A 20884-nucleotide genomic window follows, 5' to 3' on the forward strand; every position below is an offset into this window, starting at 1 on the left:
ACCGGCAGGGAAAAGCGTCTCCGGCGCCGTGCGAGACTTTCCCCCGTGAGTGCAAACCAGACGCCGCCGTCAGCCATGCCCGACGCAGTCGCAGACTCAGCCTTCCTCAGGGCCTGCCGCCGTGAGCCCGTGCCCCACACCCCGGTGTGGTTCATGCGGCAGGCCGGGCGCTCACTGCCGGAGTACCGCAAGGTCCGCGCGGGCGTCGGGATGCTCGAGTCCTGCATGCGGCCCGAACTGGTCACCGAGATCACCCTCCAGCCGGTACGCCGGCACAACGTGGACGCGGCGATCTACTTCAGCGACATCGTCGTCCCGCTCAAGGCCATCGGCATCGACCTCGACATCAAGCCCGGCGTCGGCCCGGTCGTCGAGAAGCCGATCCGCACCCGCGCCGACCTCGCCCAGCTGCGCGACCTGACCCCCGAGGACGTCTCCTACGTCACCGAGGCGATCGGCCTGCTGACCCGCGAGCTCGGCCCGACCCCGCTGATCGGTTTCGCGGGAGCGCCTTTCACCCTCGCGAGTTACCTCGTCGAGGGCGGCCCGTCGCGGACGTACGAGAACGCCAAGGCGATGATGTACGGCGACCCCGAGCTCTGGGCCGACCTGCTCGACCGCCTCGCGGACATCACGGCCGCGTTCCTGAAGGTGCAGATCGAGGCGGGCGCGAGCGCCGTCCAGCTGTTCGACTCGTGGGCCGGCGCGCTCTCCCCGGCCGACTACACCCATTCGGTGATGCCGCACTCCGCCAAGGTCTTCGACGCGGTCGCCGGCTACGGCGTCCCGCGCATCCACTTCGGTGTCGGCACCGGTGAGCTGCTGGGCCTGATGGGCGAGGCCGGCGCGGACGTCGTCGGCGTCGACTGGCGCGTCCCGCTCGACGAGGCGGTCCGCCGGATCGGCCCCGGCAAGGCGCTCCAGGGCAACCTCGACCCGACCGTCCTGTTCGCCGGCACCGAGGCCGTGGAGGCCAAGACGCGCGAGGTGCTGGAGACGGCGAAGGACCTCGAGGGCCATGTCTTCAACCTCGGCCACGGCGTCATGCCGTCCACCGACCCGGACGCGCTGACCCGGCTCGTGGAGTACGTCCACACGCAGACCGCCCGCTGACCTACCAGGTGTGCCGGGGCCGCGCCTTCCTGCCGAACAGCAGGCCGCGCGGTTCCGGCGGTGGTGGCGTGCCCGCCTTGAGCGGCCAGGCGAGCACCATGCCCGCGAGGAAGCCCACGACGTGCGCCGCGTACGCCACGGTGCCGGCGTCCGAGACGCCCTCGCCGGACGAGTACACCGCCTGGAGCACGAACCAGAAGCCCAGCACCAGCCAGGCCGGCAGCCTGAGCGGCAGGAACACCAGGAACGGCACCAGCACCCACACCCTGGCCTTCGGATACAGCACCAGATAGGCGCCGAGCACCCCGGCGATGGCTCCCGAGGCGCCGATCAGGGGGTCGCCCGAGTCGTCGTTGAGGAGCGCGAAGCCGTACGACGCCGCGTAGCCGCAGACGACGTAGAAGAGGGCGAACCGCACATGGCCCATGCGGTCCTCGACGTTGTTGCCGAAGATCAGCAGGAAGAGCATGTTGCCCAGCAGGTGCAGCCAGCCGCCGTGCAGGAACATCGCGGTGAACACCGACAGCACGGGCGACTTGTCGTAGCCCGGCGGGCCGACCGCGCAGCCCGGGCCGTTCTGGCCCATGGCCACGTCGCCCGTGGGGACCAGGCGGGGCAGCTGATGGTGGATCAGCTCCTGCGGTACCGCCGCGTAGTGGTCCAGGAAGGCGTGCAGATGGCAGAGCTGGGACAGGTTGCTGTCGCCCGCCACGGAACCGGCGAGGCCGGGCGTGTACAGGAAGACCAGCACGTTCGCGGCGATCAGCGCGTACGTCACCACAGGGGTGCGGCGCACCGGATTCACGTCATGGACGGGGATGACCACAAGGAAGTAGTGCCCGCGATGCGGTCCGCGAATCGGTGAACGCCGCCACGCGCGCGTGCGTATGACTCCTCAACCGTCCGCGGCACGGGGAAGGCGGGTCGCGGGGTGCTGCATTCCCCGGGGGATAACCCCCGGACCCCCAGCAGAAAAGCAGGTCAGTGCAGATGACCGGCGCGGACATTGCGCGGCAATCCTGAGTAGACGTGAGGAACAGGCGATGAACGACCGAGTTACCCCTCCGATCCACGCACTGCCGGACGGCGAGGCCGAAGTGGCCGTGGTGCTGCGGCTGCCCTGGGAGGACGTGGCCCGGCTGGGTCAGGACGCGGGGCGGCTCGCCGCGCAGATGCAGCGTCCGGTGACCCTCGACGAGGCGGTGAGCCACCGGCTGAGGTCCACGCGGACCGCCACGCACGCCAAGCCGGCGGGGGAGCAGCCGCCGGCGATGGCCCCGAGCGCGTCCGTGTCGTCCCTGCCGCCCCGCCCGGCCGCCGACCAGGCGCGCCAGGCCATCGAACGGATCAACGGATCGGCGTAGCCCCCGGCACCGCCCTCAGGAGGCCCGCACTTTCAGCGCGGCCTTGCGGGCCGCCACCAGTACCGGGTCCCAGACCGGGCTGAACGGTGGGGCGTAGCCCAGGTCCAGGGCTGTCATCTGCTCCACCGTCATCCCGGCCGTCAACGCCACCGCGGCGATGTCGACCCGCTTGCCCGCGCCCTCCCTCCCGACGATCTGCACGCCCAGCAGCCGCCCCGTGCGGCGCTCGGCAAGCATCTTCACCGTCATGGGGGAGGCGCCGGGGTAGTAGCCGGCGCGAGACGTGGACTCGATGGTGACCGTCTCGAACCGCAGCCCGGCCCTGCGCGCGTCCTTCTCCCGCAGGCCCGTGCGGGCGATCTCCAGGTCGCAGACCTTGCTGACCGCGGTGCCGACCACGCCCGGGAAGGTCGCGTAGCCGCCGCCCACGTTGGCGCCGATGACCTGGCCGTGCTTGTTGGCGTGGGTGCCGAGCGCGATGTGCCGTTCCTGACCGGAGACCAGGTCGAGGACCTCCACGCAGTCGCCGCCCGCCCAGATGTCCTCGTGACCGCGGACCCGCATGGCGAGGTCCGTCAGCAGGCCGCCATGGTCGCCCACGGGAAGCCCCGCCGCCTTCGCGAGAGCCGTCTCGGGGCGTACCCCGATCCCCAGCACCACCACGTCCGCCGGGTACTCGGCGTCCTCCGTGGCCACCGCCCGCACCCGGCCGTCGTCGCCGGTGAGGATCTTGGTGACGGCGGCGTCGTTGACCATGGTGATGCCCAGGCCCTCCATCGCCTCGTGCACCAGTCGGCCCATGTCCGGGTCGAGGGTGGACATCGGCTCGCTGCCCCGATTGACGACGGTCACCTGGTAGCCGCGGTTGATCAGCGCCTCGGCCATCTCGACACCGATGTAACCGGCGCCGACCACCACCGCCGTGCGGCCACGCGTGCGTGCCAGCGTGTCGATGAGGGCCTGGCCGTCGTCGAGGGTCTGCACCCCGTGCACACCCGGAGCGTCGGCCCCCGGCATCTCCGGCCGGATCGGCCGGGCACCGGTCGCGATCACGAGCTTGTCGTACGACGTCCAGGACTCCTCCCCGGAGTCCAGGGCACGCGCGCGTACCCGCCGCCCGGCCACGTCGATCTCCGTGACCTCGGTGCGCATGCGCAGCTGGATGTCCCGGGCCCGGTGCTCCTCGGGCGTGCGGGCGATCAGCTGGTCCCGCTCCTCGACGTCGCCGCCGACCCAGTACGGGATGCCGCAGGCCGAGTACGAGGTGAAGTGGCCCCGCTCGAACGCCACGATCTCCAGTTCACCGGGCCCCTTCAGCCGGCGCGCCTGCGACGCCGCGGACATCCCCGCGGCGTCCCCACCGATCACGACCAGCCGTTCCCTCGCAGCGCTCATGTTCATGCGAACACGCTAAGCGCTCCGCTGGGTGCGGGGGACGGGTTGTTGTTCGTCTGCGGTGCCGTCGTGGCGGGTCGCGCCCACGCGGCGGCAGCCGCACATCGACACAGCCCCGCGCCCCTTCGGGGCGCTGCCGAACCGCTGGGCATTTCAGTCCTGTTCGCCTTCCTGCTCGGTGCGTCCCGGCTGCGGCGCGGGGCGGCGGGCCTGGCGGGGGCGGAGCCAGCGGAGCCAGGCCAGCAGGAGAAGGGCCAGTACCGCGGCGAAGGGCAGTACCGCGGCCAGGGCGACCACGATCCAGCGCAGCATCGACACGAACGCGTCCCAGCCGCCCGCGAGGGCGTCGAGGACCCCGGGATCGTCGTCCTCGGCGGCCTTCACGACCGGCTTCTCCGACAGGGACAGGGTGATGGTGGCCAGGCTCGCGCGGTCCTTCAGGGACGCCTGGCGGGCGAGCAGTGCCTCCAGGTCGGCCTGGCGGGTGCTCAGTTCGCCCTCCAGGGTCACCACGTCGCTCAGCTTGGTGGCCTGGTCCATCAGTTCCCGGATCCGGGCCACGCTCGCCCGCTGCGTCTTGATGCGGCTCTCCACGTCGACGACCTGGTCCGTGACGTCCTGTGCCTTCGCGTTGCGCTCCAGCAGCTTGCCCGAGCCCTCCAGTTCGGCGAGCACGTCCGCGTACTTGTCGACGGGCACCCGCAGCACCACCTGCGTCTCCTCGGCGCCCTCCTCGTCGCGGAACGTCGACTCCTTGCCGACGTAGCCGCCCGCGTTCTCGGTGGTGGTGCGGGCCGCCTCCAGAGCCTTCGGCACGTTCTTGACCTGCACGGTCAGTTCGGCGGTGCGGATGATGTGGCTCGTCGGCAGCTTGGGCGCGGTGGTGGCCTGCCTGCCGCCGCCGCCCGCGTCGTCCGCGGCGGCGCCCGGGGCGGCCTCCTTGGCCCGGGACTGGGCCGCGTCCGAGTCGCTCAAGGCGCTGCCGCCGGAGTCGTCGCCCGAGCCGGAGCAGCCGGACAGGGCGAGGGCGGCGGCCAGCAGAAGTCCGGCCAGGGCCTGGACAGGTCGTACGGAACGTCGTGCGCGCATCTCGTGTACCCCCGAGGGTCGTGACCGGCTGATGTTTCTTCGACGCGGGTCCGGGCCGGAACGTTGGAGCACGACGGTTCCGATGCGGTCACGGTCGGGACTCGGACGGGCCATTGGGCCCTGGCCGGACTGTCGGTGGCGTCTGAGAGGGTGGAGCCATGAGCGGATCAGGTACGGCGGAGCACGTCGTCGTCATCGGGGCCGGGATCGCGGGGCTGGCCGCCGCGCACCGGCTGTTGCAGCGTGGGGCACGCGTGACGGTCCTGGAAGCGTCCGACCGTGTCGGCGGCAAGCTGCTGCCCGGCGAGATCGCCGGCGCGCGCGTGGACCTCGGCGCCGAGTCGATGCTGGCCCGCAGACCGGAGGCCGTCGCGCTGGCCCGCGAGGTGGGTCTCGACGACCGCCTCCAGGCCCCGGCCACCGCGACCGCCTCGATCTGGACCCGCGGCGCCCTGCGCCCCATGCCCAAGGGGCATGTGATGGGCGTCCCCGGCACCGCCTCCGCCCTGACCGGCGTCCTGTCCGACGAGGGCCTCGCCCGCATCGAGCGCGACGCCGACCTTCCGCGCACCGAGGTCGGCGACGACGTGGCGGTCGGTGCGTACGTGGCGGAGCGCCTCGGCCGCGAGGTCGTCGACCGGCTCATCGAGCCCCTGCTCGGCGGGGTGTACGCGGGCGACGCCTACCGCATCTCGATGCGCTCGGCCGTCCCGCAGCTCTACCAGGCCGCCAGGACCCACACCTCGCTGACCGAGGCGGTCCGCGAGATCCAGGCCAAGGCCGCCGCCGACCAGCAGACCGGGCCCGTGTTCATGGGCATCGAGGGCGGCGTGGGCAGTCTGCCGCTCGCGGTCGCGGAGTCCGTACGCGCGCGTGGCGGCGAGATCCTCACCGGCACACCCGTGACCGAGCTGCGCCGCGAAGAAGCCGAGCGCTGGCGGGTCGTCGCAGGCGACCGCGTCCTGCACGTCGATTCCGTCGTCGTCGCCGTCCCCGCGCCCGCCGCCGCGGACCTCCTGCGCGCCGAAGTCCCTGAGGCCGCCACCGAACTGGCCACGGTGGAGTACGCCTCCATGGCCCTCGTCACCCTCGCCTACCGCCGCGCCGACACCGCCCTCCCGGCGGGCAGCGGCTTCCTCGTCCCGCCCGTCGACGGCCGCACCATCAAGGCGTCCACCTTCGCCTCCCAGAAGTGGGGCTGGATCGCCGACGAGAACCCTGACGTCGTCGTCCTGCGCACCTCGGTGGGCCGGTACGCCGAGACGGCGATCCTGGAGCGCGAGGACGCCGAGCTCGTCGACGTCTCCCGGCACGACCTCGAGGAGGCCACCGGCCTCGACGCGCGCCCCCTCGAAACCCGCGTCACCCGCTGGACCGACGGCCTGCCCCAGTACCCCGTCGGCCACCACGCGCGCGTGGCCCGGATCCGCGAACACATCGGCAAGCTCCCCGGGCTCGCGGTGTGCGGCGCGCAGTACGACGGCGTCGGCATCCCGGCCTGCATCGCGAGCGCGTACGCGGCCGTGGACCAGGTCTACGGAGACGATCGCGGTGTGCAGGAGCTCACCGCCCACCCGGTGCAGAGTCTGCACGGCGGAGCAGGAGAATAAGGACCATGAGCAACGAAGCCCCCACCCACGAGGCCGGCCGGATCCCGAACAAGGGCAAGCTGGCCAAGGACCTCAACGAGGTCATCCGCTACACGCTCTGGTCCGTCTTCAAGCTGAAGGACGTGCTCCCCGAGGACCGCACGGGCTACGCCGACGAGGTCCAGGAGCTGTTCGACCAGCTCGCCGCCAAGGACGTCACCGTCCGCGGCACCTACGACGTGTCCGGGCTGCGCGCCGACGCCGACCTCATGATCTGGTGGCACGCGGAGACCAGCGACCAGCTCCAGGAGGCGTACAACCTCTTCCGCCGCACCAAGCTGGGCCGCGCGCTGGAGCCGGTGTGGTCGAACATGGCGCTGCACCGCCCCGCCGAGTTCAACCGCTCGCACATCCCGGCGTTCCTCGCCGACGAGACGCCGCGCAACTACGTCAGCGTCTACCCCTTCGTGCGGTCCTACGACTGGTACCTGCTGCCCGACGAGGACCGCCGCCGCATGCTCGCCGACCACGGCAAGATGGCCCGCGGCTACCCCGACGTCCGCGCCAACACGGTCGCCTCGTTCTCCCTCGGCGACTACGAGTGGCTGCTGGCCTTCGAGGCCGACGAGCTGTACCGCATCGTCGACCTCATGCGCCACCTGCGTGCCTCCGAGGCCCGGATGCACGTCCGCGAGGAGGTCCCGTTCTACACGGGCCGCCGCAAGGACGTCGCGGAACTGGTCGCGGGCCTCGCCTGATCAGACCGTCGGCGGGACGGCCGACTTCTTCCGCGTGTGCTCGCGCGGCTCGGGCTCCGGGTGCGGTGCGCAGGCCGCGCGCCGCACCGGGAGGGTGCCCTCCAGCAGATACGCGTCCACGTGCCCGTTGACGCAGGGGTTCGGGCCGCCCGCGATGCCGTGCGTGCCCGCGTCCCGCTCGGTCACCAGGACCGAACCCCACAGCCGCCGGTGCAGCTTCAGAGCACCGTCGTACGGAGTCGCCGCGTCCCGCTCGGCGGCCAGGATCAGGGTCGGCGGCAGCTCACCCGGCCCGGTCCGCACGTCCAGCGGCTCCTGACGCGGCGCGGGCCAGTACGCGCACGGCAGGTTCATCCAGACGTTGTCCCAGGTCTCGAACGGCGCCACCCGCGCGAGCCGGGTGTTGTCCCGGTCCCACACCTCGAAGTCCGTCGGCCAGGACGCGTCGTTGCACTCGACGGCCGTGTAGACCGCGTTGCCGTTCTCGGCCTCCTTCGCCGCCTCCGGATGCGGCCCCGCCTGCTGGATGAGCGGCTTCGGGTCGCCCTTCAGGTACTTCGACAGCGCCTCCGCGCGGTGCGGCCAGTAGTCGTCGTAGTACCCGGCCGTCAGGAACGCCCCCTGCAACTGCCCGGGACCCACCTTCCCGCCCGCCGGCTCCTCCGCCAGCCGGGCCGCCGCCCTGTCGTAGCTGCGCTGCACCCGCTCCGCCGTGTCGCCGAGCCCGTACACGTCGTCGTGGCGGGCGATCCAGTCCCGGAAGTCCGCCCAGCGGCCCTCGAACGCGGCCGACTGGTCGAGGTTGTTGCGGTACCAGATCTGCGCCGGGTCCGGGTTCACCGCCGAGTCGAACACCATCCGCCGCACATGCGAGGGGAACAGCGTCGCGTACAGCGCCCCGAAGTAGGTGCCGTACGACGCCCCCATGAACGTCAGCCTCTCCTCGCCCAGCGCGGCGCGCAGGACGTCGAGGTCACGGGCGTTGTTGAGCGAGGTGTAGTGCCGCAGCGCGCTCCCCGCCCGCTTGGCGCAGCCGCGCGCGTACGCCTTCGCCTCCGCGATGCGCTCCCGCTTGTACGACTCCGAGGGGTGCGTGGGCGCCTGTGAGGGTGCCTTGTAGAAGTGCTTGGGGTCCTGGCAGGACAGCGGAGCGGAGCGGCCGACGCCGCGCGGGGCGTAACCGACGAGGTCGTACGCCGCCGCCAGCCGCTTCCACTCCGGCACCACACCGATCAGCGGGAAGTACATGCCGGAGCCGCCCGGGCCGCCCGGGTTGTAGACCAGGGCACCCTGCCGGGGCACCCTGCGCTTGCTGTTGTTCGGGTCCTTGTGGGTGGCCCGCACCCGGCTGACGGTCAGCTTGATCAGCTTGCCGTCGGGGTGCGCGTAGTCGAGCGGGACGGACACCGTGCCGCACTGGACATCGGCCGGCAGGTCCTCCACCGCGGCGCACCTGCCGAAGGCGATGCCCTCGGCCTGGGCGCGCGCGGCGGCCGTGGCGGTGCCCCGCAGCTCGGCCGCGCCGGGAGCGGCCGGGGCGCCGCCTGCCGGGGCGGCGACGAGGGCTGTCAGGAGCAAGGACCCGGCAGCCGAGTAGAGCGCGGGGGCGGGGGCTCTCATCGCGTATCCCTTCAGTGCACGGCAGCAACAAAAGGGATGTTTCGTTCGGTTGTGGGGGAAGGCAAGCACCGCCCGGCCGGTGTCGGCGCCAATGCCCCCTATGCGCCCCTGGTGTGCCCGACGCGCCAGTGCTGCTCACGGTCGGCGAAGGCCGCGCGCAGATCCGGTTCGTCGACGGCCCGCACGCCCCGCACGGCCACGGTGGTGAGGTACGTACGGTCGTCGCCGTTGCTGCGCCGGGCCAGGGCACCGAGCAGCCGCTGGCCGGCCGGGGAGGCCCAGCGGGAGTACGGGTGGACCTCGATACGGGCGATGGCCAGACAGCTCAGGGTGAGGGCCAGGGGCAGCGCGAACCAGACGGCGACCAGATGGCGCGGCATCTCCGACGGGGCCGGTGTCAGCAGCGCGGTCGCGCCCAGGACGAGGACGGCGAGCGCGGCGAACTGCACCTGGCGGACCGCCGCCGCGACCGTCGTACGCGCGCCGTCGGGCACGGCGAGGCCGTCGCGGACCAGCCGGTCGGCGAGGCCGCGCACCGGGGGCGCGGTGGCCGCGGCGTCCCGCACCGGGGCGATACGGGACTGCCCCTCCGGACCGATCGCCCCTATCACCGAGCGCTCGATCTCGTCCCGGCCACGCGGGTCGACGACGGTCGCCCAGCCGGTGTGCGCGAGCAGCAGCCGGCGCTGGCGGGCCATGGAGACGAGGGTGAGGTCGGCGACCCGGCGTGGGCCGCCGGACAGGAAGGCGGCCTCGTACAGCGTGAGGTCGTGTCCGTGGCCCGCGTCCACATCGTCGGCCGCGGCGCGTACGGCGGCCAGGCACAGTCGCGTACACGCGGTTCCGGCGGCGGCCCAGGCCAGCAGCAGGAGAAGGACCCAGAACATGACGCTGTTCTATGCGAAATGGTCTGACCGGCGCCATGCCTTGTTCACAATCCGGACGCAGCGTTGCCGGTATGTGACGTTCCGCCTCAGTTCCGGTCGGGCGGCGGGCTGCTGGCCGGTGGGGGCAGTGCGTAGCTCGGGGTCACCGGGACGGCCGGGGTCGGGGTGGCGGTGAAGGGGGGTGGGGCGGGGGAGTTGGTCAGCGGGGGAGTGCTGCCGGCGGCCATGTCCTGGGCCAGCGCGTCGAAGTCGACGTAACCGGTGGCCTCCAGGACCTTGATGTGGTCCAGGACGGTGGTGTTGGCGTCGTCGGCGAGAGTGCGGACCAGGGAGTTGCGGGTGCTCGCGCGGACCTGGGCGACGACCGAGAAGACCTTGCCGTGCGCGAGGCGCAGGATGTTGGCGAACTGGCGGTCGTACTCCACGCCCTGGGCCGCGTCCAGGGTCGCCAGCCACTGTTTCTGCTGGTCGTTCGGCTCGTTGGGGAGCTCCATGCCGAGCTTGGAGGCGACGTCACGGACCCGCTCGTCCAGGAAGGTGTGCCCCTCGACGAGGTGCTGCCCCGCGGTCCGTACGGCCTGCGTCGTGCCCTTCTGCTGGGCCTGCTGGCCGGCGGGCAGCTCCCACAGTCCGGCAAGCCGGACCTTGGTGAGGAACTCCCGGTCCAGGGCGGACAGCGGCCCGTACTTCGTCGACATGGTCGTGGCGTTGAGCACGTCGACTCCGGTCCCCGACCGGTCGGCGTACGACCAGATCGGGAAGACCAGGGCGAGCAGGGTCGCGGTCAGGCCGGTGATGATGATCCCCGTGCCGCTGAAAATGCCTCGGCCGTTGATGGGCGGTCGCGGTCGCATGGTGCCTCCTGTTACGGCACCGCACGCTAGTGAGCTTCGAGTGCGGGATTGGCATGTTACTGCGCGGTCTACGCCAACTGCCGTACAGGAGCGAATGGTTGTATCCGGGACACCAAGGGCGAATGGTGGAGGGCCGGTTGGTGGCATACGGCGACAAAGGGGGCCTAACCGGGTGCGCCGGCCGCGGTCCGTGACGGCGGTGTTAATCCGGGCACACTCGGCGTGGACGGGGCGTCGACGGGCGTCCGGCCGTCGGGGCCGTCACCGGCGCAGCAGCACCCGCCGGGTCGCCCGGGCCAGCCGTACCCCCGGCCGGTGCGAGCGCGGCCGGGATCCCGACCGCTCCAGCCACCACTCCCGCAGCTCGTCCCGGCCCCGCTCGTCCGGGAGCCGGCCGTCGTGCAGCAGGTACCCGGCGAAGTCCAGCGCGTCCCGCCGGTAGCCGTCGGTCATCGGGTGCCCGTGGGCGTATCCGAGGAAGGCCGACCGGTACCGCGTCCCGAGGATCTCCGGCAGTTCCGGCGCGACCTTCGCCACCACGTCCGCCCGCTTCCCGGCGAGCGCCCGCGCCTGCACCCCGAGCCGCACCCGATCGAACCCCTCGGGCACCGGCGTCCCGGCGACGAGCGCCGAGAGCAGCGCGGTCTGGGCGAGGGCGAGGCGCTGACGGGCGGGGGCGGTGTCGTCGGGTGTTGCGGTGTCGGACGGGGTGCTGTCGGGTGTGGTGCCTGCGGGGGCGTCGGTGAGTGCGGGCGCCTTCTCCGGGTCTTCCGCGGTGCCCTTCAGACCTTCCGCCGAGCTCTTCAGGCCTTCCGCGGTGCCTCCTCCCGCCTGCTCGCGGCCCTTCTCCAGCGCGCCCCTGATCGCGGTCAGCTCGCCCTCCAGCTCGTGCGGCTCGGGGAAGTTCTCGTCCCGCTCCAGCAGGACTCCGGGCGGGGAGACGCGGGAGACGAGGTCGGTCAGGATGTCGAGGACCGGGCGGGGGACGGGGTGGGCGTGGCTGTCGTGCCAGACGCCGTCGCGCTCGAAGCCGCCCGCGACATGGACGTAGGCGATGGCCTCCAGGGGGAGCTCGGCGAGGGCGTCGGCCGGGTCCTCGCCGCGGTTGACGTGGTTGGTGTGGAGGTTCGCGACGTCGATGAGGAGCCGGACGCCGGTGCGGTCGGCCAGCTCGTACAGGAACTGCCCCTCCGTCATCTCCTCGCCCGGCCAGGAGATCAGCGCGGCGATGTTCTCGACGGCCAGCGGGACCGGAAGGGCCGCCTGCGCGATGCGGATGTTCTCGCACAGCACGTCGAGGGCGTCGCGGGTGCGCGGCACCGGCAGCAGATGACCCGCCTCCAGGCGCGGCGAGGCCGTCAGGGGGCCGCCCGCCCGGACGAACGCGATGTGCTCGGTGACCAGCGGCGAGCCCAGAGCCTCGGCCCGCTCGGCGAGGGCCGTCAGGCGTGCCTCGTCGGGGCGGTCGGCGCCGCCGAGGCCGAGGGAGACGCCGTGCGGAACGACGGTCACGCCGCGCTCGCGCAGGCGCCGCAGCGACTCGGGAAGATGCCCGGGGCAGACGTTCTCGGCCACGGCCTCGACCCAGTCGATGCCCGGCATGCGCTCCACGGCGTCCGCGATCTCCGGCCGCCACCCGATTCCGGTCCCCAGTCGCTCCATCGTCCCCGTCCTTCCTCCAGCCGACTCTCCGCTCCACCTGGATCCGCTGCGTCTCCTTCGACCGCTCGCTGTTTCCGGCGTGACGGGGGTATGGCCCCGGTGCCCGGCCTCGAATCCCTCCGCCCGGTCGTTCAGAGGAACATTTGAGGTTCCGGGCACCAGTGACAGGAGGTACGGGACAGCCCGCCCGGGCGTTCAAACCGTTCGCTCATCCCCGCTCCGGCGACCGCCCCAGCAGCCGCAGCGTCTCCTCCAGCGGCCCGGAGCCCGGCGGCACCTCCAGCGCCGGGTCGAAGGCGAACCCCGGGCCCCGGCCCGCCGGGTCGGCCGGCACGCGTCGGGCCACCGCCAGGGCCGCTGTCAGCACGTCGTCGGGCAGGTCGAGGCCGACGCCCAGCGTGGTGGCCACGTCCCAGGCGTGCACCACGTAGTCGACGAGATGGAAGGCGATCGCCACCCGCCCGGGAAACCGCCCGCCCACCTCGGGAAGGGTGAACTCCCGCTCGGTCGCCCCCGGTTCGGCGAACGCGGCGAGGACGGCCGTGGCGGCCACCCGATGCGCCTTGGCGGGCTCGCCCATGTCCTCCGGTTCGGTCCAGTACGCCGGTTCGCCGCCCGCGCCCCGTGCCGCGGCGGCGAACCCGTGGTGCTGGGCGGTCATGTGCGCCACCAGCCGCCGCAGCGTCCACCCGGCGCAGGGACTGTCCCGCTCCCAGTCCCCGTCCTGCGCGAGCTCCACGACGCGCACGGCCTCGTGCACGGCGATCCGGTCGAACTCCACGACGTCCATCAGTGCTCCTCGGTGATCAGGTCCAGGGCGTGATCCCACACGGCCGACGGGTCGAACGCCGCGAACTCCCTTGTCGACGAGCGGAGTTCACCGCGCCCTCGATGCGCCCGGACGATCCGCAGATGGTCGGGACGGCCGACGAACTCCTTCAGCGCCCGTTCGTCGGCCCACACGGACACCGCCCCGGAACGCAAGTGGACCGGGTCGGCCCACAGCCACATGCCGAGCGCGCCGGGCGTCCGCGGCCAGGTGTGGCGCAACCGCAGTCCGGCCAGGGCGACCGCGGCGGACTGTCCGAGGCCGAGGGCCCTGAAGTCGGTGACGCCGACCAGTACCGGTGCATCGGACGGGGGCTCGGGTCCGGGCTGCCAGGGGGCACGCAGGACGGCACGTCGTGAGGTTCGCATGACCCGAGGATAAAAGTAAGCGAACGGTCGTGCTACTTGTTTTCCGTCACCGGTGACCGTTCAAATACCCTTGTCCCTCAGCCCACTTCAGGCACCAGCGAGCCGTCCACCGCCACCGCGCGCAACCGCGCCGCGATCCCCACCCGCGCCCGGCGATAGGCGACCGGCTCCCCGTGCAGCACCGACAGCGCGTTCGCGGACTCCATGAGGGCGATCAGCTCGAAGGCCAGCTGTCCGGCATCGGTGTCGGCGCGCAGTTCGCCAGCGGCCTTCGCCTCCTCGACACAGCCCTCCACCTGCCCGTTCCAGTCCCGCTGGGCCCTGACCAGGGCATCGTGCACGGCCCCCTCCCGCGCGTCGAACTCGGCCAGCACGCCGTAGAAGAAGCAGCCGCCGGGGAAGACCCGGCCCTCCGAGTACGCCAGCCACGCCTCGCACAGCCGCCGGACGCGGCCGATGCCCGCCGGGACCTTCGCGGCGGGGGCCACGACCTCCGCGACGAACACCCGCGAGGCCTCTCGCACGGTGGCCAGCTGGAGTTCCTGCTTGGAGCCGAACAGCGCGAACACTCCGCTCTTGCTGAGCCGCAGATCGGTGGCGAGCCGCCCCACCGACAGCGCCTCCAGGCCTTCCACGGAGGCGATCTCGACCGTGCGGCGCAGGATCAACTGCCGGGTGCGGTTGCCCCGTTCGACCCGGCCGTCGAGCCGTGTCACCTGAGCGCCGGATGGTCGGCGACGACCGTGCAGGAGCCTGGGGCGATCTCGGTGAACCCGGCGTCCCGCACCAACGGCAGTCCGCTGCCCACGAGTTCACGCCACCGGTCCCGGTCGGGGGTCCGCACCGCGACCGCGAACCCGGCATCCCGCCAGGCGGCCCGCTCCTCGTCCGACAGTTCCCACCAGGCGAGTTGGGCGCCGTGTCCGGCCTGGGCCATCGCCTTGCCCGCCGACATCTCGACGTCCGGACTCATCCACAGCACGGGCACGCCGGGGTCGGGGGCCGACGGCGGCTCCGGGTCGTCCAGCTCGGTCCCCGACACCTGGAGCTTGGCCAGCTCCTTCGGCCAGCCGTCCAGCGGCACCGGCGGGAACACCCGCACCTCCGCCGACTTCCCGGTGACCGTGATCCCCGGCAGCGCCTCGGCCTTGCGCCACTCGGCACCGCGAGCCCGCCGCACGACCTTCCGGATCCGGGCGTCCTGCCAGTCCCGCACGGCCCGCGCCCACTCGCCCTCGCCGCGGGACCGTTCGTCGTCGAGCAGGACGAGGACGGCCCGGGCGGCGGTCTCGAGGGCGTCGGTACGGGCCGGGGGAGCGGCGCGTTCGAGCCGTACGACCAGAGGCAGGACGAACTGCGGTGCGTGATCCCGGGCGATGACTTCGTGCTGGAATGGACTGTCGCTCACGTCGCCAACCCTACGGGGGCCGGCGAACCGGTCGGCCGCCCCGGGCAACTGCGGGCCGGGAGCCGACATCATGTCCCACATGGAACGCGATCTACAGCTGGACAACGTGGGCCGCCGCTACGGCCTGCGCGGCCCCTGGGTCTTACGAGGCGTCGACCTCACCCTCGCCCCCGGCACCCTCACCCGCATAGAGGGCCCGAACGGCACCGGCAAATCCACGCTCCTGCGCGTTCTCGCCCGCCTCGACGCCCCCTCGGAGGGCCGCGTCAAAGGCCGCCCCCGAACCGCCTACGTCCCTGAACGCTTCCCCTCCGCCCTCCCCTTCACCGCCCTCGGCTACCTCACCCACCTCGGCACCGTCCACGGCCTGTCCCGCCCCTCGGCCCAGCGCGCCGCGAGCGACACCCTGGAACGGTTCGGCGCCGCCGCCTACGCCCGCACCCCCATGGCCCAGCTCTCCAAGGGCAGCAGCCAGAAGGTCGCCGTCGCCCAGGCCCTGCTCGCCGAGCCGGAACTGCTCGTCCTGGACGAGGCGTGGACCGGCCTCGACACCGACGCCCGGGCCGAGCTGGAACGGGCGGTCGCCGAGCGCACCGAGGCGGGCGGCGCGGTGGTCTTCGTCGACCACGACCCGGGCCGGCTGGCGGGGGTGCCCGACGCGACGTACGCCGTGCACGAGGGCGGCCTCCACCGCCGTACGACGGACAGCGTCGCCCCTTCCGGGCCGCACGTGACCGTCGTGGCGCAGGGGCCGGCCGGTGGGCGGCTGCCCGCGGACGCGCGACGCGTCGCCACCACCGCCGACGAGACCGCGCCCGGCGGCTACCGGCTCACCGTCCCCGCGTCCCACTCGGACGTCCTGCTCCGCACCCTGCTCACCGCCCGCCCGCCGTGGCACGTGGTGAGCGTGCGCCACGAGACCCAGGAAGGCGGCCGATGACCGCCCTGCTCCGCTACCAGACCGCCCTGCTCGCCCGCTCGCAGCGCTGGCTGCCGCCCTTCATCCTGTACGTCGTCTTCCTGGGCGTCGGTGTGCAGAGCGGGCAGCCGATCCTCGACTCGCTCGGCTACGCCGCCGCCGCGCTGCTGCCCGTCGCCGCCTGGCTGGTGCGGATCTGCGTCTCCAACGAGCCGCCCGCGGCCCGCTCCTGCGTGTCCGCGGCGGCCGGTCCGGCCCGGGCGCACCTGGCCTGTCTGCTGGTGGCGCTGGGCGCCGCGGCGGCGCTCGGCACGCTGGCGACCCTCGTCGTGACGCTCATCAGCGACCCCGTGAGCGCCGACCACCAGACGCGGGTGCCACGGCTCCCCGCCGGTGCCGCCGGGCTGCTCGCCGTCCTCGCCTGCGCCCTGCTCGGCACGGCCGTCGGCGCGCTCACCGCCTGGCCGCTGCTGCGCTCACCGGGCCGGGCGGTGCCCACGATGCTGCTCGCCGCGCTGATGGCCGTGGTGACGACCGGCTCCCCGGCCCAGGCGGCGGTCAGCGGCCTGGTCACCGGCTCCCGTGAGGGCACGGTCCCGCTGCCGCTGCTGCCCCTGGCGGCCGCCGCCCTGCTCACCGCCGGGGCGACCGCCGCGGCCTGCGCGTCGACCTCCCACAGATCACCCTGAGCAGGCCGTCCGCTGGGCCTCCTGCCACTCGCACACCGGGCACATCGTGATCCCCTTGTACGACTCCGGGTACTCCGTGGGCTTGCGGCACAGCACACACTCCGCGTACGGCGGCCCGTCGGCGACCGGGGGCTTCGGCACCTGCCGGATCGTGCAGTAGTCCTCGCTCATGCCTCCAGCGTAGAACCGTCACCGCTGCCGGCTCGCGGCCCCGATCAGCTCGGACACCTTCACGAACCGGTACCCCTCGGCCCGCAGCTCCGGCACGATCCTGCGCACCGCCCGCTCGGTCGCCGGGGCGGCGCTGCGGGTGCAGTGCATCACGACCACGGAACCGGGCCGCACCCCGTCGAGGACCTGCCGGGCCACCGCGTCCGCGTCGGTCGCGAAGGCGTCGCCGCCGACCACGTCCCACTGCACGGCGGTCACACCGGCCGGGGTGAGCGCCTTGAGGGCCCGGCGGTCGTAGCAGCCGCCGGGAAACCGGAAGTACGGCCGCGCGTCCGGTACCCCCGCCTCCCGGAACGCGGTGTACGCGCGCTCCACGTCGGCCCGCATCCGGTCCTCGGACACCGTCGGCAGGCCGTAGCAGTCGCCGGTGAAGGCGTAGTGGCTGTACGAGTGGTTCGCGACCTCGAAGAGCGGGTCCCCGCCGATCGAGCGGGCCTGCGCCGGGTACTCCTCGGCCCACCGGCCCGTCATGAACACGGTGGCCGGCACCTTCAGCGCGCGCAGCGTCGCGATGAGCCGCGGATTGTCGAAGTGCTCCCCGGCCGCCGCCCTCGCCCCCTGGTCAGCGGTCATGTCGGCGTCGAAGGTGAGCGCGACGGTTTTGCTGTGCGTACGGGGGCCGTTCTTGAAGACGGGGGTGAGACCGGCGGGGCCGGGGGCGAGCGTCGGCGGCAGTGAGGGGGCGGCGGAGGGGGCCGGGTGGGCGGCCCGGGGTGTCTCGGGGGCGGCGGTGGTGGTGCATGCGGTGAGGGCGGCGCCGAGGACGCAGGCGGTCGCCACTTGTCGTACTCGAATGATCACCGCATGAACATAACGGGATGAATCGGGCGCGAACCGGATTGCGGTCGCTCACGCGCCGGTCATGCCCCCTATGCCCCCTTCAGCAGCCGCTCCCGGGCTTCCGCCACATCGAAGTCCGCCTTCGGATACCGCGGGTCCAGGGCCTGGAGGTGCTCCAGGAGGAGGCGGCCGACCGCCCAGTTGCGGTACCACTTGCGGTCGGCCGGGATCAGGTACCAGGGGGCCTGTGGGCTCGAGCAGCGATGCAGGGCCAGCTCGTAGGCCTCCTGGTAGGCGGGCCACAGCTCGCGTTCGTCGATGTCTCCGACGTTGAACTTCCAGTGCTTGTCGGGGCGGTCGAGGCGTTCGAGGAGGCGTCGGCGCTGCTCCTCGTAGGAGATGTGCAGGAAGCACTTGATCAGCGTCACGCCGTCGTCGGCGAGGGACTCCTCGAAGTCGTTGATCTGGTCGTAGCGGCGGCCGAGTTCGGCGGGTGGGGCCAGTTCGCGGACGCGGGCGATCAGGACGTCCTCGTAGTGGGAGCGGTCGAAGATGCCGAGTTCGCCGGGGTGGGGGAGTTCCCGGCGGATGCGCCAGAGGAAGGAGTGTTTCCGTTCCCTCGGGGTCGGGGCCTTGAACGCCTTGATGCGGCAGCCCGAGGGATTGAACTGGCCGATGACGTGCTTGACGGTGCCGCCCTTGCCGCTGGTGTCCATGCCCTGGAGCACCAGCAGGACGCGGCGGCGGTCACCGGCGGTGCTCGCCGCCCAGAGGCGTTCCTGGAGGTCGGCGAGGCGCTCGCCCGTCCGGGCGATGTCCGCCAGAGCCGCCCTCTTGTCCCTCGGGCCGCCGGTCGTGGCCCTGGCGTCGTACGCGGAGAGATCGACCGGCCGGTCGTCGGGGACGCGGAGGAGGTCGCTCAGGCCGGGTTTCCTCTTCTTGGCCACAGGCGCAACCCCTTCCGCTCCGGTCGTGCCTCGATCATGCGCCGGGAGGCGGGGGCTCGCCTCCCGGCGGACCGGCCCTACCTACGCCACGGTCCCGTCACCGCGAACGTGGTCCCCGGTGTGTAGCAGTTGACGTACATCGTCTCGCCGTCCGGCGAGAACGTGACCCCCGCGAACTCGCCCCACTCCGGCGCCTCGGGCGTGCCGATGTTCTGGGCGTTGCGGGCCATCGCGTAGACCTCGCCGCGGCGGGTGACGCCGTAGACGTGCTGGGCGCCGTTGCCGTCCTCGCAGACCATCAGGCCGCCGCTGGGGGCGAGGCAGATGTTGTCCGGGGACTCGCCGGGCAGCTGGATGTCGGTGTCCGGGCCGAAGACGATCACCAGGGTCAGCCGGCGCGAGGACGGGTCGTAGCGCCAGATCTGGCCGAAGTGGTCCGCGGCCGAGCCCTCCGCGCTGTGGGCGAAGGAGGACACGAAGTACACGCACCGGCCGCCCCAGTAGCAGCCCTCCAGCTTCTGCGCGTGCGTGATGCCCTTCGGGCCGAAGTCCTGGAGGCGGATGGGGGTCTGGGCGGCCAGCGGGTCCGGTACGTCCACCCACTCGACGCCCTCGAAGCAGGCGCCCGTCTCCTGGATGGAGGACAGGTCGGGTACGCCGGGCACCCGCATCGCCTGGAGCCTGCCGCCCGCGCGCAGTGAACCAAGGCCGCCCAGCGGCTTGTTCGGCAGGAAGCGGTAGAAGAGGCCGAACGGCTTGAGGAACGCGTCCTCGGTCTCGTAGACGATGCCGCGCTTCGGGTCGACCGCGATCGCCTCGTGCTGGAAGCGGCCCATCGCGGTCAGCGGGACCGCTCCGGAGCGGCGCGGGTCGGCCCCGTCGACCTCGAAGATGAAGCCGTGATCCTTGGTGTAGCCGTTGGTGCCGGCCTTGTCCTCGGTCTCCTCACAGGTCAGCCAGGTGCCCCAAGGGGTGGGCCCGCCCGCGCAGTTGACGGCCGTACCGGCGATGGCGACCCGCTCGGACAGCACCTTGTTGCGGCCGTCGAGCGTCAGGGCCGTACAGCCGCCCTTGCCCATGGGGTCGTAGGTCAGGCCGTCGATCGTCGGGACGGGGACCTTGCCGGTGTTGCGGTTCTCGTGGTTGCGGACCAGGTGGACGCGGCCGTGTCTGCCGGCGAAGGCGGCCATGCCGTCGTGGTTGGAGGGGACGGGGCCCTCGCCGGAGCGGAGCTGATCGCCCTCGCGGGAGAGGACCTTGTAGCGGAAACCTTTTGGCAGGTCGAGCAGACCGTTCGGGTCGGGGACGAGCGGGCCGTAGCCGGTGTGACCGAGGCTCTGTGCGGCGGCGGTGCCCGTGAAGAGCTCGGACAGGGCGCCGGTGAAGGCGATACCCGCCCCCAGCGCGCCGGAGCGGGCGAGGACCTGACGTCGTGTTGCGGACATGGAGCAGCAACCTTCCTGCTGGCGGACAGGATGTGACGCCGCTGTGTCTATCACCTGGCGCGGGCTCCGGGAACCACGCGCGTAGAGGTGTCACCTGTCGGTGGGGTGCTCCTGGGCCCTCTCCAGGAAGCGCAGCAGCTCCACCGGGAAGGGGAGGACCAGGGTGGAGTTCTTCTCGGCGGCCACCGCTACCACCGTCTGGAGCAACCGCAGCTGGAGCGCGGCCGGCTGCTCGGACATCTCCTTGGCGGCCTCGGCGAGCTTCTTCGACGCCTGGAGTTCGGCGTCCGCGTTGATGATCCGGGCGCGGCGCTCACGGTCGGCCTCCGCCTGCCGGGCCATGGAGCGCTTCATCGCGTCCGGCAGCGACACGTCCTTGATCTCGACGCGGTCGACCTGCACGCCCCAGCCGATGGCCGGGCTGTCGATCATCAGCTCCAGGCCCTCGTTGAGCTTCTCGCGGTTGGAGAGCAGGTCGTCCAGCTCGCTCTTGCCGATGATCGACCGCAGGGACGTCTGCGCCATCTGGGAGACCGCGAACCTGTAGTCCTCGACCTTCACCAGCGCGCTCGCCGCGTCGACCACCCGGAAGTAGACGACCGCGTCCACGCGCACCGTCACGTTGTCCCGGGTGATGCCTTCCTGGGCCGGGATCGGCAGGGTGACGATCTGCATGTTGACCTTGTGCATCCGGTCCACGAACGGGACCACCATCGTGAACCCGGGCGCCCGCACGTCGTCCATCAGCCGCCCGAGCCGGAAGATCACCCCGCGCTCGTACTGCTTGACGATCCGCGCTCCGGCGGCGACGTACAGCACGCCGGCGGAACCGGTCGCCGCGGCCGCGGCCAGAAGCTCCTGGAGCATGACGACCCCCTCTTTCGGAGGGCTCTCGGAGGCCTCTCGGAGGGCTTTCCGGAGGGTTTTACCTGCTCCT

The 20884-nt window shown here is 72.4% G+C and carries 22 protein-coding genes; 6 read left to right on the forward strand and 16 right to left on the reverse strand.

All coding sequences use genetic code 11. From position 1 onward, the window contains the following. Positions 1 to 45 precede the first annotated feature (45 nt). Positions 46 to 1113: a uroporphyrinogen decarboxylase gene (hemE, locus tag ABKA17_RS11490; RefSeq protein WP_353691860.1), complete on the forward strand. Its 1068-nt coding sequence runs from the start codon at positions 46 to 48 to the stop codon at positions 1111 to 1113. A 1-nt stretch (position 1114) separates the two neighbouring features. On the opposite strand, the gene ABKA17_RS11495 is transcribed toward hemE, so the two are convergent. Then, on the reverse strand, positions 1115 to 1939 hold the full coding sequence (locus ABKA17_RS11495) for a rhomboid family intramembrane serine protease (RefSeq protein WP_353691861.1): 825 nt from the start codon (positions 1937 to 1939) through the stop codon (positions 1115 to 1117). A 217-nt stretch (positions 1940 to 2156) separates the two neighbouring features. Between ABKA17_RS11495 and ABKA17_RS11500 the strand changes: the two genes are divergently transcribed. Then, positions 2157 to 2477, forward strand: a complete 321-nt coding sequence (locus ABKA17_RS11500) for a hypothetical protein (RefSeq protein ID WP_353691862.1) — start codon at positions 2157 to 2159, stop codon at positions 2475 to 2477. A 15-nt stretch (positions 2478 to 2492) separates the two neighbouring features. Here the strand turns inward: ABKA17_RS11500 and ABKA17_RS11505 are convergent, their stop codons facing one another. Together ABKA17_RS11505 and ABKA17_RS11510 are read right to left on the reverse strand one after the other, a co-directional pair. Further along, entirely contained in the window at positions 2493 to 3878 is a 1386-nt protein-coding gene (locus tag ABKA17_RS11505; protein ID WP_353691863.1) for an FAD-dependent oxidoreductase, read from the reverse strand. A 147-nt stretch (positions 3879 to 4025) separates the two neighbouring features. Then, a complete protein-coding gene (locus ABKA17_RS11510) occupies positions 4026 to 4961 on the reverse strand; it encodes a DUF4349 domain-containing protein (RefSeq protein WP_353691864.1) in 936 nt (311 codons plus the stop codon). A gap of 158 nt (positions 4962 to 5119) precedes the next feature. Between ABKA17_RS11510 and hemG the strand changes: the two genes are divergently transcribed. Continuing rightward, the gene (gene hemG / locus ABKA17_RS11515) at positions 5120 to 6571 is read left to right on the forward strand and encodes a protoporphyrinogen oxidase (RefSeq protein ID WP_353691865.1); all 1452 of its coding nucleotides are present in this window, start codon (positions 5120 to 5122) and stop codon (positions 6569 to 6571) included. A 5-nt stretch (positions 6572 to 6576) separates the two neighbouring features. Beyond that, positions 6577 to 7308, forward strand: a complete 732-nt coding sequence (hemQ, locus tag ABKA17_RS11520; protein ID WP_353691866.1) for a hydrogen peroxide-dependent heme synthase — start codon at positions 6577 to 6579, stop codon at positions 7306 to 7308. Here the strand turns inward: hemQ and ABKA17_RS11525 are convergent, their stop codons facing one another. From ABKA17_RS11525 to ABKA17_RS11560, 8 genes are all read right to left on the reverse strand, one after another. Continuing rightward, the gene (locus ABKA17_RS11525) at positions 7309 to 8928 is read right to left on the reverse strand and encodes an alpha/beta hydrolase (protein WP_353691867.1); all 1620 of its coding nucleotides are present in this window, start codon (positions 8926 to 8928) and stop codon (positions 7309 to 7311) included. A gap of 98 nt (positions 8929 to 9026) precedes the next feature. Next, the gene (locus ABKA17_RS11530) at positions 9027 to 9815 is read right to left on the reverse strand and encodes a TIGR04222 domain-containing membrane protein (protein ID WP_353691868.1); all 789 of its coding nucleotides are present in this window, start codon (positions 9813 to 9815) and stop codon (positions 9027 to 9029) included. Between the two features lie 86 nt (positions 9816 to 9901). Then, positions 9902 to 10669: a DUF4142 domain-containing protein gene (locus ABKA17_RS11535; protein WP_353691869.1), complete on the reverse strand. Its 768-nt coding sequence runs from the start codon at positions 10667 to 10669 to the stop codon at positions 9902 to 9904. Between the two features lie 261 nt (positions 10670 to 10930). Further along, positions 10931 to 12331, reverse strand: coding sequence for an MbnB/TglH/ChrH family RiPP precursor modification enzyme (locus ABKA17_RS11540; RefSeq protein ID WP_353691870.1), 1401 nt, complete (start codon positions 12329 to 12331; stop codon positions 10931 to 10933). A 208-nt stretch (positions 12332 to 12539) separates the two neighbouring features. Then, the gene (locus tag ABKA17_RS11545) at positions 12540 to 13121 is read right to left on the reverse strand and encodes a TIGR03086 family metal-binding protein (protein WP_353691871.1); all 582 of its coding nucleotides are present in this window, start codon (positions 13119 to 13121) and stop codon (positions 12540 to 12542) included. Beyond that, on the reverse strand, positions 13121 to 13528 hold the full coding sequence (locus tag ABKA17_RS11550; protein WP_353691872.1) for a hypothetical protein: 408 nt from the start codon (positions 13526 to 13528) through the stop codon (positions 13121 to 13123). Before ABKA17_RS11550 ends, ABKA17_RS11545 begins: the two co-directional genes overlap by 1 nt. Positions 13529 to 13605: 77 nt before the next feature. Further along, complete coding sequence (locus tag ABKA17_RS11555) at positions 13606 to 14244, reverse strand: TetR/AcrR family transcriptional regulator (RefSeq protein ID WP_353691873.1); 639 nt, start codon at positions 14242 to 14244, stop codon at positions 13606 to 13608. Then, on the reverse strand, positions 14241 to 15008 hold the full coding sequence (locus ABKA17_RS11560; protein WP_502994201.1) for an aminoacyl-tRNA hydrolase: 768 nt from the start codon (positions 15006 to 15008) through the stop codon (positions 14241 to 14243). Before ABKA17_RS11560 ends, ABKA17_RS11555 begins: the two co-directional genes overlap by 4 nt. A 7-nt stretch (positions 15009 to 15015) precedes the next feature. Here ABKA17_RS11560 and ABKA17_RS11565 point away from each other — a divergent pair, with 7 nt between their 5' ends. Then, positions 15016 to 15876, forward strand: coding sequence for an ABC transporter ATP-binding protein (locus tag ABKA17_RS11565; RefSeq protein ID WP_353691875.1), 861 nt, complete (start codon positions 15016 to 15018; stop codon positions 15874 to 15876). Further along, positions 15873 to 16544, forward strand: a complete 672-nt coding sequence (locus ABKA17_RS11570) for an ABC transporter (protein ID WP_353691876.1) — start codon at positions 15873 to 15875, stop codon at positions 16542 to 16544. The genes ABKA17_RS11565 and ABKA17_RS11570 overlap by 4 nt, the downstream gene beginning before the upstream one ends. Here the strand turns inward: ABKA17_RS11570 and ABKA17_RS11575 are convergent. The 5 genes from ABKA17_RS11575 to ABKA17_RS11595 all read right to left on the reverse strand — a co-directional run bounded on the left by ABKA17_RS11575 (position 16536) and on the right by ABKA17_RS11595 (position 20814). Beyond that, positions 16536 to 16715 carry a hypothetical protein gene (locus tag ABKA17_RS11575; protein ID WP_353691877.1) on the reverse strand — a complete coding sequence of 60 codons (180 nt, stop codon included), beginning with the start codon at positions 16713 to 16715 and terminating at the stop codon, positions 16536 to 16538. The two genes, ABKA17_RS11570 and ABKA17_RS11575, sit on opposite strands and share 9 nt — an antisense overlap. 18 nt (positions 16716 to 16733) lie before the next feature. After that, on the reverse strand, positions 16734 to 17576 hold the full coding sequence (locus ABKA17_RS11580) for a polysaccharide deacetylase family protein (RefSeq protein WP_353691878.1): 843 nt from the start codon (positions 17574 to 17576) through the stop codon (positions 16734 to 16736). A gap of 68 nt (positions 17577 to 17644) precedes the next feature. After that, positions 17645 to 18502, reverse strand: coding sequence for a PPK2 family polyphosphate kinase (locus tag ABKA17_RS11585; protein ID WP_353691879.1), 858 nt, complete (start codon positions 18500 to 18502; stop codon positions 17645 to 17647). A gap of 77 nt (positions 18503 to 18579) precedes the next feature. Then, positions 18580 to 19947: a PhoX family protein gene (locus tag ABKA17_RS11590; RefSeq protein ID WP_353691880.1), complete on the reverse strand. Its 1368-nt coding sequence runs from the start codon at positions 19945 to 19947 to the stop codon at positions 18580 to 18582. 90 nt (positions 19948 to 20037) lie between these two features. After that, on the reverse strand, positions 20038 to 20814 hold the full coding sequence (locus tag ABKA17_RS11595) for a slipin family protein (RefSeq protein ID WP_353691881.1): 777 nt from the start codon (positions 20812 to 20814) through the stop codon (positions 20038 to 20040). Positions 20815 to 20884 lie beyond the last annotated feature (70 nt).

It is taken from the genome of Streptomyces sp. RG80, from assembly GCF_040446465.1.
Classification (GTDB): domain Bacteria; phylum Actinomycetota; class Actinomycetes; order Streptomycetales; family Streptomycetaceae; genus Streptomyces.

Coding starts and splice junctions, on each gene's coding strand:
- ABKA17_RS11575 (WP_353691877.1), bottom strand. CDS start 16,715: ATGAGCGAGGACTACTGCACGATCCGGCAGGTGCCGAAGCCCCCGGTC.
- ABKA17_RS11540 (WP_353691870.1), bottom strand. CDS start 12,331: ATGGAGCGACTGGGGACCGGAATCGGGTGGCGGCCGGAGATCGCGGAC.
- ABKA17_RS11565 (WP_353691875.1), top strand. CDS start 15,016: ATGGAACGCGATCTACAGCTGGACAACGTGGGCCGCCGCTACGGCCTG.
- ABKA17_RS11510 (WP_353691864.1), bottom strand. CDS start 4,961: ATGCGCGCACGACGTTCCGTACGACCTGTCCAGGCCCTGGCCGGACTT.
- ABKA17_RS11545 (WP_353691871.1), bottom strand. CDS start 13,121: ATGGACGTCGTGGAGTTCGACCGGATCGCCGTGCACGAGGCCGTGCGC.
- hemQ (WP_353691866.1), top strand. CDS start 6,577: ATGAGCAACGAAGCCCCCACCCACGAGGCCGGCCGGATCCCGAACAAG.
- ABKA17_RS11595 (WP_353691881.1), bottom strand. CDS start 20,814: ATGCTCCAGGAGCTTCTGGCCGCGGCCGCGGCGACCGGTTCCGCCGGC.
- ABKA17_RS11560 (WP_502994201.1), bottom strand. CDS start 15,008: ATGATGTCGGCTCCCGGCCCGCAGTTGCCCGGGGCGGCCGACCGGTTC.
- hemG (WP_353691865.1), top strand. CDS start 5,120: ATGAGCGGATCAGGTACGGCGGAGCACGTCGTCGTCATCGGGGCCGGG.
- ABKA17_RS11590 (WP_353691880.1), bottom strand. CDS start 19,947: ATGTCCGCAACACGACGTCAGGTCCTCGCCCGCTCCGGCGCGCTGGGG.
- ABKA17_RS11530 (WP_353691868.1), bottom strand. CDS start 9,815: ATGTTCTGGGTCCTTCTCCTGCTGCTGGCCTGGGCCGCCGCCGGAACC.
- ABKA17_RS11550 (WP_353691872.1), bottom strand. CDS start 13,528: ATGCGAACCTCACGACGTGCCGTCCTGCGTGCCCCCTGGCAGCCCGGA.
- ABKA17_RS11500 (WP_353691862.1), top strand. CDS start 2,157: ATGAACGACCGAGTTACCCCTCCGATCCACGCACTGCCGGACGGCGAG.
- ABKA17_RS11525 (WP_353691867.1), bottom strand. CDS start 8,928: ATGAGAGCCCCCGCCCCCGCGCTCTACTCGGCTGCCGGGTCCTTGCTC.
- ABKA17_RS11570 (WP_353691876.1), top strand. CDS start 15,873: ATGACCGCCCTGCTCCGCTACCAGACCGCCCTGCTCGCCCGCTCGCAG.
- ABKA17_RS11535 (WP_353691869.1), bottom strand. CDS start 10,669: ATGCGACCGCGACCGCCCATCAACGGCCGAGGCATTTTCAGCGGCACG.
- ABKA17_RS11505 (WP_353691863.1), bottom strand. CDS start 3,878: ATGAACATGAGCGCTGCGAGGGAACGGCTGGTCGTGATCGGTGGGGAC.